Genomic DNA, 17947 nt, shown 5'->3' with positions numbered 1-17947 from the left:
GCTGCGGGTCGTTGAGCGCAGCGGCCGGGGGCCGCGAAGTCGAAACGGCTTGAGCGAGGAGCGGAGCGACGAGTCGAAAGCGCCCCGCGAGGACCACCTACAGTGTCGCCGCGAACGGATCGAAGTCCGCCGGCATCGGCTCGACCACGAGGGCGGAGCTCTCGATGCGCACGAATTCGCCGCTGGCGGCGGACTCCTCGGCCCCGAGCAGGGCGTCCAGCACGTGGAAGCCGAGCGCGCCGGAAGCGCGGTGCGGGCGGTCCTCCGCGATCGCGCGGACCATGTCGAGCACGCCGAGACCGCGTCCGGTGACGACGCCGGTCTGCTCGAGCTCGATCCACGGCTGATCCGTCGACATGCCGTCGCGCAGCATCCCGAGCGGCTTCACGTACGCCGACCGTCCCTCGAACATGTTCGGGTCGGGGATCACGAGCGAGCCCTCCGTACCGTGGATCTCCACGACGCCGTGTCGCTCGAGCGCCGAGTCGAAGCTCAGCGTGCTCTGCGCGTGCTGCCCGGCCTCGAAGGCAGTGAGCACCTGCATGGTCGACGGCGCCTCGACGGGGAACAGCGTGCCGGCATCAGGCCCGGTGTGGACTCGGCGGTCCTCGGCGGCCTTCGAGCCGACCGCCGCAACGCGATCGATCGTGCCGAACAGGCTCACGAGCGCCGAGAAATAGTACGGCCCCATGTCGAGGAGCGGGCCGGCGCCGCGCGCGAACAGGAATGCCGGGCTGGGATGCCAGAGGTCGGGCCCCTGCGTCTGGAACGACGTCTGCGCGAACAGCGGTGTGCCGATCACGCCCTCGGCGATCGCGCGCTTCGCAGTCTGGAAGCCCGGTCCGAGGATCGTGTCTGGCGCCGAGCCGACGCGGACGCCTGCTGCCTCGGCATACTGCAGCAGCTGCCGGGTGCTCTCCCGGTCGAGTCCGAGCGGCTTCTCGGTCCAGACGTGCTTGCCCGCCTGCACGGCGCGCGACGAGATCTCGACGTGCGCGCTCGGGATCGTCAGGTTGACGACGACCTCGACGTCGGGGTTCGAGAGCACGTCGTCGGCGGTGCCCCACGCCGGCACACCGTACTTCTCGGCCTGCGCCCGCGCTCGATCCACCAGCAGGTCGCCGACCGCGACGACACGGATGTCGGGGAACGACGTGAGGTTCTGCAGGTACGTGTCGCTGATGACGCCGGCCCCGATGAGCGCGACGTTCACTGGTCCGGTCATGCGACGAACCCTCCATCGCGCAGGAACGCGTAGCCGGCAGCGACGTCTTCGAAGACGTCGCCCGGTGCGTGGTCGTACTCGATCACGGCGAAGCGGATGCCGGTACCAGCGCGCAGCGACTCGGCGAGCGGCACGTCTCCGGCGCCCGGGTGCCGCTGATCGAGGCTGTCGGAGGCGAAAGAGCCCTCGCCCGGTGCCCACGGGTTGGTGGCGGGGACGACCCCGTCCTTGACGTGCACGGCGACCAGACGGGATCCGATGCGCTTCACGAGCGCGGGAAGATCCTGTCCGCCGGTCAGGGCCCAGAAGAGATCGAGCTCGATCGCGACCCGCTCGTCGGTGAGGGACAGGAACCGCTCGTACGCCGTGACTCCGTCGAAGGAGGCGACGAACTCCTGCGCGTGGTTGTGGTAACCGACGGTCAGGCCGAAGGTCGATGCGACGTCGGCTGCGCGGTTGAGGCGCTCGGCGATGTCGGCCACGCCGTCCTCGGTGCGCCAGCGTTCGGGTTCGACGAACGGGTCGATGACGGTGGTCATGCCGATGGCGGCCGCGGCCTCGAAGACGACCTCGGGTGCGGGGGTCGGGATCGAGCCGTCCGGCGTCCACAGTTCGTCGGACAGCAGCGGTGCGTGTCCGGTGGGGGAGGCGAGGCCCGTGGCATCCAGAGCCGAGCGGATCTCGGCGGGGCGACGGACGAAGTCGAACGCCTCGACGTTCTTCAATCCGATCGCAGCGAGGCGCTCGAGTGAGCCGTGCATGTCGGCCGAGAACTCGGTCGCGAGGGAGTACAGCTGAACGGATGCTTCCGGAAGAGCGGAGCTGGTGGGATCTGTCATGGCGAACACAATACCTCCATGTGGAGGTTTACTCCAGAGTCAGCGCGATACAGTGTCCACGTGGACCCCGAACAGCACGCGCCGACGCCGTCGATCGGGCGGCGCGGCTCGTATGCCAAGGGCGTGGCCCGACGCACCGAGATTCTCGACAGGGCGATCGAGGTGTTCCGCGAGCGCGGCGCGGACGGCACCTCGCTGCGCAGCATCGCAGCGGCCATCGGCGTATCCCACGCGGCGCTCCTGCACTACTTCGACTCCCGCGAACAGCTGCTGATCGCCGTCTACGCGCACCAGGGGGCGGGCTCGGATGGGGATGCCGCCGTCGACGCCCAGCGCACCGCCGTCGACGTGATGGTGCATGCGGCGAGCGAGAACGTCAGGGTCCCGGGGCTCGTGAAGCTCTACTCGACTCTGGTCGCCGCGTCGCTGGAGAGCAGCAGCGAACTCGGAAAGGCGTACTTCACCGAACGCTTCGAGCGTCTCCGGCTCGACCTGGCCGAGCGACTGCGCGCCGAGCAGCGGCAGGGCACGGTGCGGACGGACGTCGATCCGATGCAGATCGCGGCTCTGATCATCGCGGCATCAGACGGTCTGCAGATCCAGTGGCTGCTGGAGCCGTCGATCGAGCTGGAAGACACACTCCGGGTCCTCGCGACGCTGCTCGAGCCCTGACGTGGGCGAGCCGCACGTCGCGCGGCCAAAATACGCTCACGCTGCAGAAGTATCTGCAGCGTGGACAGGGAACAGCAGCGCGAACCAGGGAACAGCAGCGTGGACAGCAACGCGAACCAGGGAACAGCAGCGCGACGGCGACAACCCGGGGGGACGAGGCGTTCAGCGTCAGCGCGGGGTGCGCGCGGCCAGGCGCACGGCGGACGAGATCTCGCGGCGGACCCAGGCGAACTCGAATCGCGGGTCGTAGGCCTTCGAGCACTTCGCACATGACGTCGCCCGGCTCGGGCGGCGATGACGGTAAGTCACGTGCCCGGCCGGGCATGTGCCGACCCACGGCGCGAGCTCTTCTGCGGTCTCGCCGTGATGCGTGGTTCCACCGATGTACCCGAGATCGCGGGCGACGCGGCGCCACGCAGGACCGTGTGCTGCCCGGTGCCCGGCGAGCGCATGAGCCACCTCGTGCAGCAGCACCTGATGGATGTCGTCGTCCTCGAACCGCGCCGCGAGATACCGCGACACCGTGATCCGCTTGGTGCGGAAGTCGCACTGCCCAGCGCGGCGCTTGGCGTTGTCGAACCCGAACGACCACGTCTCGTCGAGGTGCAGCCGGATGAGCGCCTCGGCCCACACGCGCACGCGGTTCAGATCGGACATGCTCCCACGCTAGATCAGGCCGGCGACATCCGGCTCAGCCGGCGACGAGCTGACCGCTGCGGCGGCGCTCAGCCGCTTCGATCGACAGCAGCACGCTCTTGAGCTCCGCGTCGGACGCCCCGGCCTCGCGGCGCAGGAACAGCGCCTGCTTGAAGCTCTCGCGCGCCTGATCGAAGTCGCCGGCTTCAAAGGCGTTGCGACCATGGTTCTGGTGCGCGAACGCGGCGATCCCTGCCCACCGCTGACCTTCGGCCTCAGCGGCGCAGGTCTGCAGCTCCTGCTCGGCGGCGGCGTGCGCTCCTCGGTACTGCAGGATGGTCGCGTGCAGCACGCGGGACCGCAGGACGTCCTTGCGCGTACCGGCCATGCGAGCCACGCGCACCGACTCGTCGGACAGCGTCAGAGCCTCGTCCAGCCGGTCCAGAACCTTCAGCAGCCACACCCGCTCGAGCATGGCAGGAAGACTGCGCTGCTCCTCGATCTCGGCGAGCCGTGCGGCGCATTCGGCCGTATCGACCTGCTCGCGAAGAGTCTCTGAGTCGTAACCCTTGATGTAACCCACGTGCTCTCCTCTCGCAGCATCCTCAGTCTGCCTCCGACTCCGGCAGACGGCGGCTCGGCGCGCCCCGGAGGACGATTTCAGCGCAGGAAGATGGACGCGTCGGGCTTGGGGGATGCCACGGCATCCGCATCGGTGACGATGCTGGCGCCCTTCGCGAAGGCCGCGACCTCGGCATCCTGGGCGATCTTCGCCGGATGCGGACCTGCGGCCAGCATCCGCGGCAGCCACTCGGTCGGCAGGGGAGCGGCGGATGCCGCGATCACGAGGTTGCCGAACCGGCGGCCCTTGAGCACCTGCGTGTCCGCCAGCAGCGCGACCTCGGGGAGCACGTGCGCGATGGTCGCGACCTGGCGCCGGGCGAACGCGAGACCTGGTCCGTCGGCGACGTTCACGAGCAGCACGCCGCCGGGGGCGAGCAGCGCAGACAGCTCACGGTAGAACTCCACGCTGGTCAGGTGCGCCGGCGTCTGAGCTCCGGAGTACACGTCCGAGACGACGAGGTCGCAGGACCCGACCAGCGCGCCAGGCAGCTTCGCAACACCGGCCCTGGCATCACCGATCCGGATGCGGATCGACGCCCCGCGGGGCAGCGGCAGGTGCTCGCGGACGAGAGCCGCCAGCGGCGCCTCGAGCTCGATGACCTGCTGCCGGGAACCCGGTCGCGTGGCCTCCACGTAGCGCGGGATCGTCAGCGCTCCGGCGCCCAGATGCACGGCGGTCAGGGGTCCCACAGGAAGCTGGTCGATGACGGCGCCCATGCGCACGATGTACTCGAAATGCAGGTGGGTCGGATCGTCGAGATCGACGTGCGACTGCGGCGTGCCGTCGACGACGAGCTCGAAGCCCGACGTGAAGTCCGAGGGGATGACCGTCGCCACACCGCCGTGCTCGAGGCGTGCCTCTGGATGCTCGGCATCCCGAGCGCGTGTGCGTCCCACGGCTCAGAGCCTACTTCCGGCGGGCGGGCGGAGCGCGTGTTACGGCTCGATGACGATGCGCAGGATGAGTTGCGTCTAGTTTGTTAGTGGTGAATACTTTTTCCAATCGCCCCCTGCAACCCCTGCAGCATGCGGCAGTTTCAATGAGGAGATTCACCTGATGAAGAAGCGCATTCTTTCGATCGTGGCGCTCGGCGTCACGGCTTCGCTCGGCCTGGCCGGCTGCGCTGCCGGAGGCGGCGACAACGGCAACGGCGGCACGGACGGAGAGGGCCAGACCCTCAACGTCTGGATCATGAAGGGCACCAACCCCGACGCGACCGCGTTCTACGACGAGGTATCGAAGGCGTTCGAAGAGGAGACCGGTGCCAAGGTCGAGATCGAAGAGGTCCAGTGGGCTGACGCGCACGACCGCTTCGTGACCGCGATCGCCGGTGGCACCACCCCCGACGTCGCCGAGACCGGCACCACGTGGACGGCCGAGTTCGCCGATGCCGGCGCACTGCTGCCGATCGACGAGTACGTGGACGGCGAAGACGGACTCCGCGACGACCTCGTCGAGGGCCTCGAGGTCGCCGGCACGTACGACGAAGAGCTCTACGGCATGCCCTGGTACGCCGGTGTGCGTGCTCTCGTCTACCGCACCGACATCTTCGAGGAGCTCGGCCTGGAGGCCCCGAAGACCTGGGATGACATCATCACCGCCGGTGAGGCCATCAAGAAGGCGCACCCCGAGATGATGGCCTTCCCCGTGCCCGGCGACGCCGAGTTCCAGGTCTACCCCTGGGTCTGGGGCGCCGGCGGCGAGATCGCCACGAAGGACGGCGACACGTGGACCAGCGAGCTCGACAGCGCCGAGTCGCAGGAGGGCATCCAGTTCTACACGGATCTCGCCACGAAGCACGGCTTCTCCTCCGCAGGTGCCACCACCTGGAAGGAGACCGACCTCAGCGACAACTTCGCGCAGGGCAACGTCGCGATGATGCTGTCGGGCTCGTGGACGCCCGCTTCGCTCGTCGAAGCCGGCCCCGACCTCGAGGGCAAGATCGGCGCCGCGGTCATCCCGGGCAAGGACGGCGGCATCGCTCCGTCCGTGCTCGGCGGCTCGCACCTGTCGATCTTCAACACCACGAAGAACGCCGACCTGGCTTGGGAGTTCACCAAGATGATGACCACCGGCGAGTTCGCCGAGAAGTGGGCATCGCAGACCGGTTACTTCCCGGGTGTCGCCTCGGCGATGGAAGAGGCTCTCGCCTCGACCGACCCGCTGGTCGCCCCGTTCGCGCAGCAGATGGTCGAGGGCGGCGCTTCGGTGCCGGTCACGCCGCAGTTCGGTGCCGTCCAGGCGAAGAAGACCACGAACGCGATGATGCAGTCGATCCTCAGCGGGCAGAAGGACGTCGCCACGGCGACGAAGGATGCCGCGGCCGAGATGACCGAGCTGCTCAACCAGTAAGACCGGTCGTTCAGGCGAGACTGGGATCATCGGCCGTGCCGGTGATCCCAGTCTCCGAGAAGTTAGGCAGTACCACTTGATGTCGACGGTGCACGCACCGCTGCCGACGGGCACGGAACCGGGGAGCGCAACCCCGGCGTCCGTACCGGGCGGCCGCCGATCCAACAGGTTCACCCTGCTCGCCGCTTCCCGGCCCTGGCTGCTGCTCGCGCCGGGCCTCATCATCCTCGCGGGGCTGATGCTGTGGCCGCTGGTGCAGGTGTTCCTCTACTCCCTGCAGGACTACGGCCTGCGCGAGATCAACACCGGTGAGAACAATTGGATCGGCTTCGCCAACTACATCGAGGCGCTCACCGACTCCACGCTCTGGACGATCGTCCTTCCGAACACCGTCGGCTTCGCGGCTGTCGCGGTGCTCGCCACCGTCGCCGTCGGAACGCTGGTCGCCCTGCTGCTGCAGCGCCTGGGCAAGACCTGGCGGCTCATCGTCTCCAGCTGCATCATGATCGCCTGGGCGATGCCCGCGGTCACCGGCACGTACGTCTGGACGTTCATCTTCGATGCCGACCGCGGCATCTTCAACAGCATCCTGCTCGATCTCGGGCTGATCGACGGGCCGGTCAACTGGTTCACCAACCAGTGGTCGTTCTACGCGATCGTACTGCTGAACGTCGTGCACCACGGCTTCCCGTTCGTCGCGATCACCGTGCTCGCCGGCCTCCTCGGCGTCTCGAAGGAGATGCTCGAGGCCGCGGCCATGGACGGCGCAGGAGCCTGGCGCCGGTTCTGGCAGATCGTCTTCCCGACTCTGCGCCCCGTCTTCTCGGTCGTGATCATCCTGTCGACCATCTGGGACTTCAAGGTGTTCGCTCAGGTGTACCTGATGCCGGGCGGCTCCGGTTCCAACCGCTCCGTGCTCAACCTCGGCGTGTGGTCGTACGTCGAGTCCTTCGGTCAGAACCGGTACGGCTTCGGAGCGGCGCTCGCCGTGCTGCTCACCCTCGTGCTGATCGGCATCACGATCGTGTACATCCGCTCGCTCATGAAGGAGGACGAACTGTGAATCCCAAGAAGTCCTTCCTCTCCCGCTTCGGCATCGGAGTCGGTGTCGTGGTGCTGCTGGCGTTCACCCTGTTCCCCGCGTACTGGATGGTCTCGAGCGCTTTCGACAAGAACGCCTCCAGCGGCGGCCGCTCGTTCATCCCCGCGGAATTCACGCTCGATCACTTCATCTTCGTCTTCAACGAGGGCGGCTTCGGCACCTTCCTCCGCAACTCGGCGATCGTCGCGCTCGTGACCGTGCTGGTCAGCGCCCTGGTGTGCCTGCTCGCGGCCGTCGCCGTCGCACGCTTCAAGTTCAAGTTCCGCACCACGATCCTCATGCTCATCCTCGTGGTGCAGATGGTGCCGCTCGAGGCGCTCGTGATCCCGCTGTTCCTGCAGGTCAAGAGCCTCGGGCTGCTCAACAGCATCATCGGTCTGATGATCGTCTACATCGCGCTCTCGCTCGCGTTCGGCATCTGGATGCTGCGCGGCTTCGTCGCCGCCGTCCCGGTCGAGCTCGAAGAGGCCGCATACCTCGACGGTGCGAGCTGGTGGCGGATGTTCCGTTCGGTGCTACTGCCGCTGGTCATGCCCGGACTCGTCGCGACGAGCATCTTCAGCTTCATCACCGCATGGAACGAGTTCATCTTCGCCATGACGATGCTCGGCGGCGCGGCGGATCAGTACACGGTCGCGATCGGTCTGAAGTCGTTCTTCGGTCTGCACTCCAACGACTGGGGCAGCATCATGGCGGCATCCACGATCATCACGATCCCGGTCATGATCTTCTTCGTGATCGTCCAGGGTCGCCTGGCGAGCGGCATGACGTCCGGAGCTGTGAAGGGATGACGGACGAGCTCACCCGCCTCGCAAGCAGCGTGCTGTGGCCGGGGTTCTTCGGCACGAGCGTCCCGGCCTGGTTGCGCGCGGCCCTCGAGGACGACCTCGCCGGCGTCGTGTACTTCGGACAGAACATCTCCAGCGACCTCGCGTCGCTGAGCGCCGAGATCCACGCCGCGAACCCGCACGCGCTGATCGGCATCGACGAGGAGGGCGGCAGCGTCACCCGCCTCGAGGTGGCGACCGGGTCGACGCTGCCCGGTGCCGCGCAGCTCGGCGCCCTCGACGACATCTCCGCCAGCGAGGCCACCGGTGCCGAGCTCGCCCGCCGCGCCCGCACGGTCGGCGTCGACGTCGTGCTCGGTCCCGTCGCCGATGTCAACACCGACCCCCGCAATCCCGTGATCGGAGTGCGATCCTTCGGTGCGGATGCCGCGCTCGTCGCACGGCACGTCGCAGCGACGGTACAGGGGCTGCAGAGCGGGGGAGCGGCCGCGTGCGTCAAGCACTTCCCCGGCCACGGCGACACGCACCTCGACTCGCATCATGCGCTGCCCGTCATCGCGCTCGACACCTCCGAGATCGAGAGCGTGCACCTCGAGCCGTTCCGCGCCGCGATCGCCGTGGGCGTCGACACGATCATGACCGCGCACATCGTCGTCCCCGCGTGGGGCGAGCAGCCGGCCACGCTGAACCCCGCCGTCCTCGGCCGCCTCCGGGAGCTCGGGTTCGACGGCGTCATCATCACCGATGCGCTCGACATGGCCGCGATTCGCGAATCGGTCGGGATCGGCGGCGGGGCCGTGCAGGCACTGGCCGCCGGAGCCGATCTGCTGTGCATCGGAAATCCGACCAATCCGGGGGATGCCGCGGCATCCGATCAGGACGAGCAGGACTTCCTCGCCGCCCGCGAGGCGATCGTCGCGGCGCTCCGCAGCGGCGCGCTCTCCCGCGAGCGGGTGGAGCAGGCGCGCGATCGGGTTCGGGCGCTGTCCGCGAAGCTCGATGCAGCGACGCCTGTCGAGGCATCGGCGTTCGACGGCGCCGCGATCGTGCGCCGCGCGCTGCGCGTCGCCGGCGAGCTGGATGCCGCGGCATCCGCTCTCTCGGTCATCGACGCGCGCCGCCGCTCGACCCTCGCCGTCGACAGCGCGGCCTCCTATGTCGCGGAGGCGCTCGCCGGCGACGGGTTCCGTGTTCGGCTCGACGTCGCCCGCGCGACGGACGAGGAGCGGGATGCCGCGCTCGCCACTGCTGCTGAGGCCGGTGGACGCCTCGTGCTGCTCATCGACCGCCCGGATGTGGACGCCGAACAGCGCGAGCTCGTCGAACTCGCCGCGCGCCGCGACCCCCGCGCCGTCGTCGTGAACGTCGGCCTCGCCGCGCAGCATCCGCTGCCGCTGCCCGTGGTCGAGGTGGGCGCGGCGAGCCGCATCGGCGCCGAAGCCGCGCGCTCTCTCCTGATCGGCCCCTGATCGCGAGTTTGGGGGATCGCGAGGGGGCTCATACCGCAGCATCCGGAATTGGTCAAGGATTCTGCTTGCCATGTCGTGAAATCCGACGTATAGTTGTTCTTTGCGCCTCCTTTCTCCCTGCCCTCATATGGTGGTCGGCAGATGTTGAGAATGCGAGTGCGCACTCCACCTGACGACAAAGGAATCGAGAAGCCCTGCGGGGCTCACGGAGGTTATTCCCTTGGCTGCTGCTCGCAACGCATCCACATCCACCACCAACAAGAACGGACGCGGAGCATCCCGCCTCTCGTTCGCCAAGATCTCCGACACGCTGACGGTCCCTGACCTCCTCGCGTTGCAGACCGAGTCCTTCGATTGGCTCGTCGGCAACGACACGTGGAAGACGCGTGTCGCCGAGGGCAAGAAGGCCGGCCGCAAGGACCTCAACGAGTTCAGCGGTCTGGAGGAGATCTTCGAGGAGATCTCCCCGATCGAAGACCTCAGCGAGACGATGCAGCTGAGCTTCACCAACCCGTACCTCGAGCCGGAGAAGTACTCGATCGACGAGTGCAAGGAGCGCGGCAAGACCTACGCCGCCCCGCTGTACGTCGAGGCCGAGTTCATGAACCACCAGACCGGTGAGATCAAGACGCAAACCGTCTTCATGGGCGACTTCCCGCTGCAGACCAGCAAGGGCACGTTCATCATCAACGGCACCGAGCGCGTCGTCGTCTCGCAGCTCGTCCGCTCGCCGGGCGTCTACTTCGACAAGACTCCGGACAAGACGTCCGACAAGGACATCGTCTCCGCTCGCGTCATCCCGAGCCGTGGTGCATGGCTCGAGTTCGAGATCGACAAGCGCGACCAGGTCGGCGTGCGCATCGACCGCAAGCGCAAGCAGTCCGTGACCGTGTTCCTCAAGGCCCTCGGCATGACCAGCGAGGAGATCCTCGCCGAGTTCAGCGGCTTCCCCTCCATCGAGGAGACCCTGGCCAAGGACACCATCCTCACCAAGGAAGACGCGCTTCGCGACATCTACCGCAAGCTTCGTCCGGGCGAGCAGGTCGCCGCTGAGGCTGCCCGCGCTCTGCTGGACAACTTCTACTTCAACGCCAAGCGCTACGACCTCGCGAAGGTCGGCCGCTACAAGATCAACCAGAAGCTGGGCCTGAACCAGCCGCTGGACTCCTCGGTGCTCACGGTCGAGGACATCGTGGCCACCATCAAGTACCTGGTGCGCCTGCACCGCGGCGACGAGACCTTCGAGGGTCTGCGCAGCGGCAAGAAGGCCGAGATCCGCATCGCGACCGACGACATCGACAACTTCGGCAACCGCCGTATCCGCGCTGTCGGCGAGCTCATCCAGAACCAGGTCCGCACCGGTCTGTCCCGCATGGAGCGCGTCGTCCGCGAACGCATGACCACGCAGGACATCGAGGCGATCACGCCGCAGACCCTGATCAACGTGCGCCCCGTCGTCGCCGCGATCAAGGAGTTCTTCGGAACCTCGCAGCTGTCGCAGTTCATGGACCAGAACAACCCGCTCGCGGGTCTGACCCACAAGCGCCGCCTGTCGGCCCTGGGCCCTGGTGGTCTGTCCCGCGACCGTGCCGGCGTCGAGGTCCGTGACGTCCACCCGTCGCACTACGGCCGCATGTGCCCCATCGAGACCCCTGAAGGCCCGAACATCGGTCTGATCGGCTCGCTGGCGACCTTCGCCCGCATCAACTCCTTCGGTTTCATCGAGACCCCGTACCGTCGCGTCGTCGACGGCGTGGTCACCGACGACATCGACTACCTCACGGCAGCCGAGGAGAACGACTTCAACATCGCGCAGGCCAACGCCCCGCTCAATGCGAAGAAGGGGTTCGTCGAGAGCCACGTGCTCGCACGCCCGAAGGGCGGCAGCGGCGAGGTCGACATGTTCGAGCCCGGCGAGATCGGCTACATGGACGTGTCGCCGCGCCAGATGGTGTCGGTCGCGACCTCGCTCGTGCCGTTCCTCGAGCACGATGACGCGCAGCGCGCGCTCATGGGCGCCAACATGCAGCGTCAGGCTGTGCCGCTGCTCCGCAGCGACTCCCCGCTGGTCGGAACCGGTATGGAGGGCTACGCGGCCATCGACGCCGGCGACGTCCTCACCGCCGACAAGGCCGGTGTGGTCACCGAGGTCTCGGCAGACCGCGTCGTCGTGCAGCTCGATGAGGGCGGCACGCAGGAGTACCACCTGCGCAAGTTCGACCGCTCGAACCAGGGCACGTCGTACAACCAGAAGGTCGTCGTCTCGGCCGGTGAGCGCGTCGAGGTGAACGAGGTCATCGCCGATGGCCCCGCCACCGAGAACGGTGAGTTGGCTCTGGGCAAGAACCTGCTCGTCGCGTTCATGACGTGGGAGGGCTACAACTTCGAGGATGCGATCATCCTCAGCCAGGACCTGGTGAAGGACGACACCCTCTCCTCGATCCACATCGAGGAGTACGAGGTCGACGCTCGCGACACCAAGCTCGGCAAGGAGGAGATCACCCGTGACCTCCCCAACGTCAGCCCTGAGCTGCTGAAGGACCTCGACGAGCGCGGCATCATCCGCATCGGCGCCGAGGTCCGCCCCGGCGACATCCTCGTCGGCAAGGTCACGCCGAAGGGCGAGACCGAGCTGTCGGCCGAGGAGCGTCTGCTCCGCGCGATCTTCAACGAGAAGAGCCGCGAAGTCCGCGACACGTCCCTGAAGGTGCCGCACGGCGAGCAGGGCACGATCATCGCGGTCAAGGAGTTCAACGCCGAGGACGGCGATGACGAGCTCGGCTCCGGCGTCAACCGCCGCGTCGTGGTCTACATCGCCCAGAAGCGCAAGATCACCGAGGGCGACAAGCTCGCCGGCCGCCACGGCAACAAGGGTGTCATCGCGAAGATCCTCCCGATCGAGGACATGCCGTTCCTCGCCGACGGAACTCCGGTCGACATCGTCCTGAACCCGCTCGGAATCCCCGGTCGAATGAACTTCGGTCAGGTTCTGGAGACCCACCTCGGGTGGATCGCCAAGCAGGGCTGGAAGGTCGAGGGCAAGCCGGAGTGGGCATCGACCCTGCCCGAGGTCGCCTTCGAGGCGGCTCCTGGCACGAAGGTCGCGACCCCGGTGTTCGACGGTGCCGAGGAGCAGGAGATCGCCGGTCTCCTCGACTCGACCCTGCCGACGCGCGACGGCATCCGCCTCATCGACCGCTCGGGCAAGACCCAGCTGTTCGACGGCCGCTCCGGAGAGCCGTTCCCGGCTCCGATCTCGGTCGGCTACATGTACATCCTGAAGCTCCACCACCTGGTCGACGACAAGATCCACGCCCGTTCGACCGGTCCGTACTCGATGATCACCCAGCAGCCGCTCGGTGGTAAGGCGCAGTTCGGTGGACAGCGCTTCGGCGAGATGGAGGTGTGGGCCCTCGAGGCCTACGGTGCGGCATACGCCCTCCAGGAGCTCCTCACGATCAAGTCCGACGACATCCTCGGTCGCGTCAAGGTGTACGAGGCCATCGTCAAGGGCGAGAACATCCAGGAGCCCGGCATCCCCGAGTCGTTCAAGGTGCTCATGAAGGAGATGCAGTCGCTCTGCCTGAACGTCGAGGTCCTCTCGGCCGACGGCACCGCTGTCAACCTCCGCGACACCGACGACGAGGCATTCCGTGCCGCCGAAGAGCTCGGTATCAACATCTCCAGCCGATTCGAGTCCGCCTCGATCGACGAGATCTGACGCGCGGCTCCGCCCAGCGTCTGATCACAGAAATTTATTGAGACACAGGAGAACTAGTGCTCGAGTCAAACACCTTCGATGAGCTTCGCATCGGTCTGGCCACCGCAGACGACATCCGCGGATGGTCCTACGGTGAGGTGAAGAAGCCCGAAACCATCAACTACCGCACCCTCAAGCCCGAGAAGGACGGTCTGTTCGGCGAGCAGATCTTCGGCCCTTCCCGTGACTGGGAGTGTGCATGTGGAAAGTACAAGCGCGTCCGCTTCAAGGGCATCGTGTGCGAGCGCTGCGGCGTGGAGGTCACCAAGAGCTCCGTCCGTCGTGAGCGCATGGGCCACATCGAGCTCGCCGCGCCCGTCACCCACATCTGGTACTTCAAGGGCGTGCCTTCGCGCCTCGGGTACCTGCTCGACATGGCGCCGAAGGACCTCGAGAAGGTCATCTACTTCGCCGCATACATGGTCATCTCGGTCGATGAGGATGCTCGTCACCGCGACCTGGCCACGCAGGAGAACAACATCCGCCTCGAGCTGAAGACGCTGGGAGATCGTCGCGACGCGAAGATCGCCGAGCGGATGACCAAGCTGGAGGAGGAGCTCGCGGCCCTGGAGGCCGAGGGGGCCAAGGCCGACGCCAAGAAGAAGGTGAAGGACGCTGCTGAGAAGGAGATGACCCTCACCCGCAAGGGCGCCGACGAGGCGATCGCCAAGCTCGAGCGCGTGTGGGAGGACTTCCGCACGCTCGAGGTCGGTGCACTCCGTCCTGAGGATGACGTCTTCCACGAGCTGCAGGACCGCTTCGGTCAGTACTTCGAGGCCTACATGGGCGCGGAGTCGATCCAGCGCCGCCTGGCCGCGTTCGACCTGAAGGCGGAGGCCGAGAGCCTGCACCTGCAGATCTCCGAGGGCAAGGGCCAGCGCAAGATCCGCGCGATCAAGCGCCTGAAGGTCGTCAACTCGTTCCTCGAGACCGGCATGTCGCCGGCATCGATGGTTCTGGACGTCGTCCCGGTGATCCCGCCGGAGCTGCGCCCGATGGTCCAGCTCGACGGTGGCCGCTTCGCGACCTCCGACCTGAACGACCTGTACCGCCGTGTGATCAACCGCAACAACCGTCTTCGTCGTCTGATCGACCTCGGCGCCCCCGAGATCATCGTCAACAACGAGAAGCGGATGCTGCAGGAGGCCGTCGACGCACTGTTCGACAACGGCCGCCGCGGTCGCCCGGTCACCGGTACCGGAAACCGCGCCCTGAAGTCGCTCAGCGACATGCTCAAGGGCAAGCAGGGTCGTTTCCGTCAGAACCTGCTCGGAAAGCGCGTCGACTACTCCGGCCGTTCGGTCATCGTCGTCGGCCCGCAGCTCCAGCTGCACCAGTGCGGTCTTCCCAAGACGATGGCGATCGAGCTGTTCAAGCCGTTCGTGATCAAGCGTCTGATCGACCTCGGCCACTCGCAGAACATCAAGGCCGCGAAGCGCTCCGTCGAGCGCATGCGTCCCGAGGTCTGGGACGTGCTCGAGGAGATCATCCGCGAGCGCCCTGTGCTGCTGAACCGTGCACCCACCCTGCACCGCCTCGGCATCCAGGCGTTCGAGCCGCAGCTCGTCGAGGGCAAGGCCATCCAGCTGCACCCGCTCGTCTGCGCGGCGTTCAACGCCGACTTCGACGGTGACCAGATGGCTGTGCACCTGCCGCTGTCGGTCGAGGCTCAGGCCGAGGCCCGCGTGCTGATGCTCGCGTCGAACAACATCCTGAAGCCGTCGGACGGCCGCCCGGTCACCCTGCCTTCGCAGGACATGATCATCGGTCTGCACCACCTGACCACGGTCAAGGACGGCGCAACCGGTGAGGGCCGTGCGTTCGGTTCGGTCTCCGAGGCGATCCTCGCCAAGGACGAGGGAACCCTCGACCTGCAGGCGAAGATCCGCATCCGCATCCCCGGTCTGTCCTTCCTCGAGGGCCAGGCTCCCGAGGGCTACGAGAAGCACGGCCTCGTCGACGCTTCGCTGGGTCAGGCGATCTTCAACGACACGCTGCCCAAGGGCTACCCGTTCGTCCGCGAGCCTGCCGACAAGGGCAAGCTGTCGCAGATCGTCAACAAGCTGGCCGAGGAGTACCCCAAGGTCGAGACGGCCGCGACGCTCGACCGCATCAAGGATGCCGGTTTCTACTGGGCGACTCGCTCCGGTGTGACCGTCGCCCTGAGCGACATCCTCACTCCTCCGAACAAGAAGGAGATCGTCGCCGGCTACGAGAAGCAGGCCGCGAAGGTCCAGTCGCAGTACGAGAAGGGCCTCACGACCGACGCCGAGCGTCGTCAGGAGCTCATCAAGATCTGGACCGAGGCGACCGACGAGGTTCAGGCCGCGATGCGCGCCAACTTCCCCGAGGACAACACCATCAACCGCATGGTGTCGTCGGGTGCTCGTGGTAACTGGCTGCAGATCCGCAACATCGCGGGTATGCGTGGTCTGGTGAACAACCCCAAGGGTGAGATCATCCCGCGTCCGATCATCTCCTCGTACCGCGAGGGTCTGTCGGTGGCGGAGTACTTCATCGCGACACACGGTACCCGTAAGGGTCTGGCCGACACCGCTCTGCGCACCGCTGACTCGGGTTACCTGACCCGTCGTCTGGTGGATGTCTCGCAGGACGTCATCATCCGCGAAGAGGACTGCGGCACGTCGAAGGGCCTCGAACTCCCGATCGCCGCTCCGAACTCGCAGGGCGAGCTGGTCCGCGACGCGAACGTCGAGAACTCGGTGTTCGCTCGTACCCTGGCTGCTGACGTGGTCAGCGAGTCGGGCGAGGTCCTGGCTGCTGCCGGTGACGACGTGGGTGACGTGCTCATCGACAAGCTCGTCGAGCTCGGCGTCGAGACCATCAAGGTCCGTTCGGTGCTGACCTGCGACTCGGCTGTCGGCGTCTGCGCGCAGTGCTACGGCCGTTCGCTCGCGACCGGCAAGACCGTCGACATCGGCGAGGCCGTCGGCATCATCGCCGCTCAGTCGATCGGTGAGCCCGGTACCCAGCTGACGATGCGTACGTTCCACACCGGTGGTTCTGCATCGGCGGATGACATCACCCAGGGTCTGCCCCGTGTGCAGGAGCTCTTCGAGGCTCGTACGCCCAAGGGCGCGTCGCCGATCGCCGAGGCCGATGGCCGCATCACGATCGACGAGACCGACAAGGCCAAGAAGGTCATCCTCACGCCCGACAACGGTGATGAAGAGGTCGTCTACCCGGTGCTGAAGCGTGCGACGCTTCTCGTCGAGGACGGCCAGCACGTCACGGTCGGTCAGCCGCTCCTGGTCGGCACGCTGGACCCCAAGGAGGTCATGCGTGTCATGGGTGCTCGCGAGGTGCAGCGTTACCTCGTCGGCGGCGTCCAGGGCGTCTACCGTTCGCAGGGTGTGCCGATCCACGACAAGCACATCGAGGTCATCGTCCGTCAGATGCTCCGCAAGGTCACCGTCGTCGATCACGCCGACACGACCCTGCTGCCGGGTGAGATGGTCGACCTCAAGCGCTACCAGGCGATCAACCGCGAGGCTGTCGCTGAGGGCAAGCGTCCGGCCTCCGGCCGTTCGGAGCTGATGGGTATCACGAAGGCGTCGCTTGCGACCGAGTCGTGGCTGTCGGCTGCGTCGTTCCAGGAGACCACTCGCGTGCTCACCGAGGCTGCCATGCAGGGCAAGCGCGACCCGCTGGTCGGTCTCAAGGAGAACGTCATCATCGGTAAGCTCATCCCCGCCGGAACAGGTCTCTCGAAGTACCGTGACGTCACGGTCGAGGCGACCGAGGAAGCCAAGAGCGAGCGCTACCCGAACCGGATCTTCGCATCCGACGGCGCGTACGCCGAGGGCGACTTCGGCTACGTCGACTTCGACGCGTTCTCGACGGATGACGTGACCCCTGGTACGTACAACTGACCCAGGTTCGATACGAAGGCCCCGCCCCTCTTCGGAGGTGCGGGGCCTTCGTCGCCTAGTTGTGATGTCCAGGCAGGTTGTTGATTCTGCTGACGGGCGCGGCTCCGACTGCGGAGTGGTGCCTGTGATGATTGTAGAAGTGCAGCCAGCCGGGTAGCGCGTCTCGGCGTTCGGATTCGGATCCGTAGAAGCGGGCGTAGGCCCAGCCGTCGGCGAGGGTGCGGTGGAAACGCTCGATCTTGCCATTGGTCTGTGGACGATAGGGGCGGGTGCGTTTGTGTCGGACGCCGAGCATGACGCAGGCATCGCGCCATGCGTAGGAGCGATAGGCCGACCCGTTGTCGGATAAGACACGCTCGACGGTGACGCCGCGGTCTGCGAACCAGGCGACGGCGCGTGTGAGGACGCCGATCGCCGTGTCGGCTTTCTCGTCGGTGCAGATCTCGGCGTAGGCAACGGGGGAGTAGTCATCGATGACGGTGTGCACGAATGCGGTGCCGATGTTCGGGTGACCTTTGCCGGTTCTTCCCGTGCGCAGTGCCGTCGTTGCCTTGTGCTTGTCCCCTTGCTGCTTGCCGACGAACCG

Annotated in this window: 13 protein-coding genes; 7 read left to right on the top strand and 6 right to left on the bottom strand. The window is 66.8% G+C overall.

Features of this window, described 5'->3' with window-relative positions; all coding sequences use genetic code 11:
* Nucleotides 1–97: 97 nt before the first annotated feature.
* Together KHB019_RS06470 and KHB019_RS06465 are read right to left on the bottom strand one after the other, a co-directional pair.
* A complete protein-coding gene (locus KHB019_RS06470) occupies nt 98–1225 on the bottom strand; it encodes a Gfo/Idh/MocA family protein (protein ID WP_337458416.1) in 1128 nt (375 codons plus the stop codon).
* Nucleotides 1222–2064, bottom strand: coding sequence for a sugar phosphate isomerase/epimerase family protein (locus tag KHB019_RS06465; RefSeq protein WP_337458415.1), 843 nt, complete (start codon nt 2062–2064; stop codon nt 1222–1224). The genes KHB019_RS06470 and KHB019_RS06465 overlap by 4 nt, the downstream gene beginning before the upstream one ends.
* 60 nt (nt 2065–2124) lie before the next feature.
* On the opposite strand from KHB019_RS06465, the gene KHB019_RS06460 reads away from it, so the two are divergent.
* Entirely contained in the window at nt 2125–2736 is a 612-nt protein-coding gene (locus tag KHB019_RS06460) for a TetR/AcrR family transcriptional regulator (RefSeq protein WP_230101449.1), read from the top strand.
* 168 nt (nt 2737–2904) lie between these two features.
* On the opposite strand, the gene KHB019_RS06455 is transcribed toward KHB019_RS06460, so the two are convergent.
* The 3 genes from KHB019_RS06455 to KHB019_RS06445 all read right to left on the bottom strand — a co-directional run bounded on the left by KHB019_RS06455 (nt 2905) and on the right by KHB019_RS06445 (nt 4893).
* Nucleotides 2905–3393 carry a SprT-like domain-containing protein gene (locus KHB019_RS06455; protein ID WP_230101448.1) on the bottom strand — a complete coding sequence of 163 codons (489 nt, stop codon included), beginning with the start codon at nt 3391–3393 and terminating at the stop codon, nt 2905–2907.
* A gap of 34 nt (nt 3394–3427) precedes the next feature.
* The gene (locus KHB019_RS06450; RefSeq protein ID WP_337458414.1) at nt 3428–3955 is read right to left on the bottom strand and encodes a hypothetical protein; all 528 of its coding nucleotides are present in this window, start codon (nt 3953–3955) and stop codon (nt 3428–3430) included.
* 77 nt (nt 3956–4032) lie between these two features.
* Nucleotides 4033–4893, bottom strand: a complete 861-nt coding sequence (locus KHB019_RS06445) for a spermidine synthase (RefSeq protein WP_230101446.1) — start codon at nt 4891–4893, stop codon at nt 4033–4035.
* 160 nt (nt 4894–5053) lie between these two features.
* Here KHB019_RS06445 and KHB019_RS06440 point away from each other — a divergent pair, with 160 nt between their 5' ends.
* The 6 genes from KHB019_RS06440 (at nt 5054) to rpoC (ending at nt 17361) form a co-directional block, all read left to right on the top strand.
* On the top strand, nt 5054–6349 hold the full coding sequence (locus KHB019_RS06440; RefSeq protein WP_230101445.1) for a sugar ABC transporter substrate-binding protein: 1296 nt from the start codon (nt 5054–5056) through the stop codon (nt 6347–6349).
* A 79-nt stretch (nt 6350–6428) separates the two neighbouring features.
* Complete coding sequence (locus KHB019_RS06435) at nt 6429–7412, top strand: carbohydrate ABC transporter permease (protein WP_230101444.1); 984 nt, start codon at nt 6429–6431, stop codon at nt 7410–7412.
* Nucleotides 7409–8242 carry a carbohydrate ABC transporter permease gene (locus KHB019_RS06430; RefSeq protein WP_337458413.1) on the top strand — a complete coding sequence of 278 codons (834 nt, stop codon included), beginning with the start codon at nt 7409–7411 and terminating at the stop codon, nt 8240–8242. Before KHB019_RS06435 ends, KHB019_RS06430 begins: the two co-directional genes overlap by 4 nt.
* A complete protein-coding gene (locus KHB019_RS06425; RefSeq protein ID WP_337458412.1) occupies nt 8239–9708 on the top strand; it encodes a glycoside hydrolase family 3 protein in 1470 nt (489 codons plus the stop codon). Before KHB019_RS06430 ends, KHB019_RS06425 begins: the two co-directional genes overlap by 4 nt.
* Before the next feature lie 220 nt (nt 9709–9928).
* Entirely contained in the window at nt 9929–13429 is a 3501-nt protein-coding gene (gene rpoB, locus KHB019_RS06420; protein ID WP_337458411.1) for a DNA-directed RNA polymerase subunit beta, read from the top strand.
* A 56-nt stretch (nt 13430–13485) separates the two neighbouring features.
* Entirely contained in the window at nt 13486–17361 is a 3876-nt protein-coding gene (rpoC, locus tag KHB019_RS06415; RefSeq protein ID WP_337458410.1) for a DNA-directed RNA polymerase subunit beta', read from the top strand.
* A gap of 55 nt (nt 17362–17416) precedes the next feature.
* Here rpoC and KHB019_RS06410 read toward each other — a convergent pair.
* The coding region (locus KHB019_RS06410) for an integrase core domain-containing protein (RefSeq protein WP_337458409.1) at nt 17417–17947 on the bottom strand (531 nt) is incomplete at its 5' end.

Origin of the sequence: Microbacterium sp. KHB019, from assembly GCF_037285405.1 — a bacterium.
Classification (GTDB): domain Bacteria; phylum Actinomycetota; class Actinomycetes; order Actinomycetales; family Microbacteriaceae; genus Microbacterium.
Note: the sequence above shows the minus strand (reverse complement) of the source record. Positions and strands in the feature narration are given on the sequence as shown.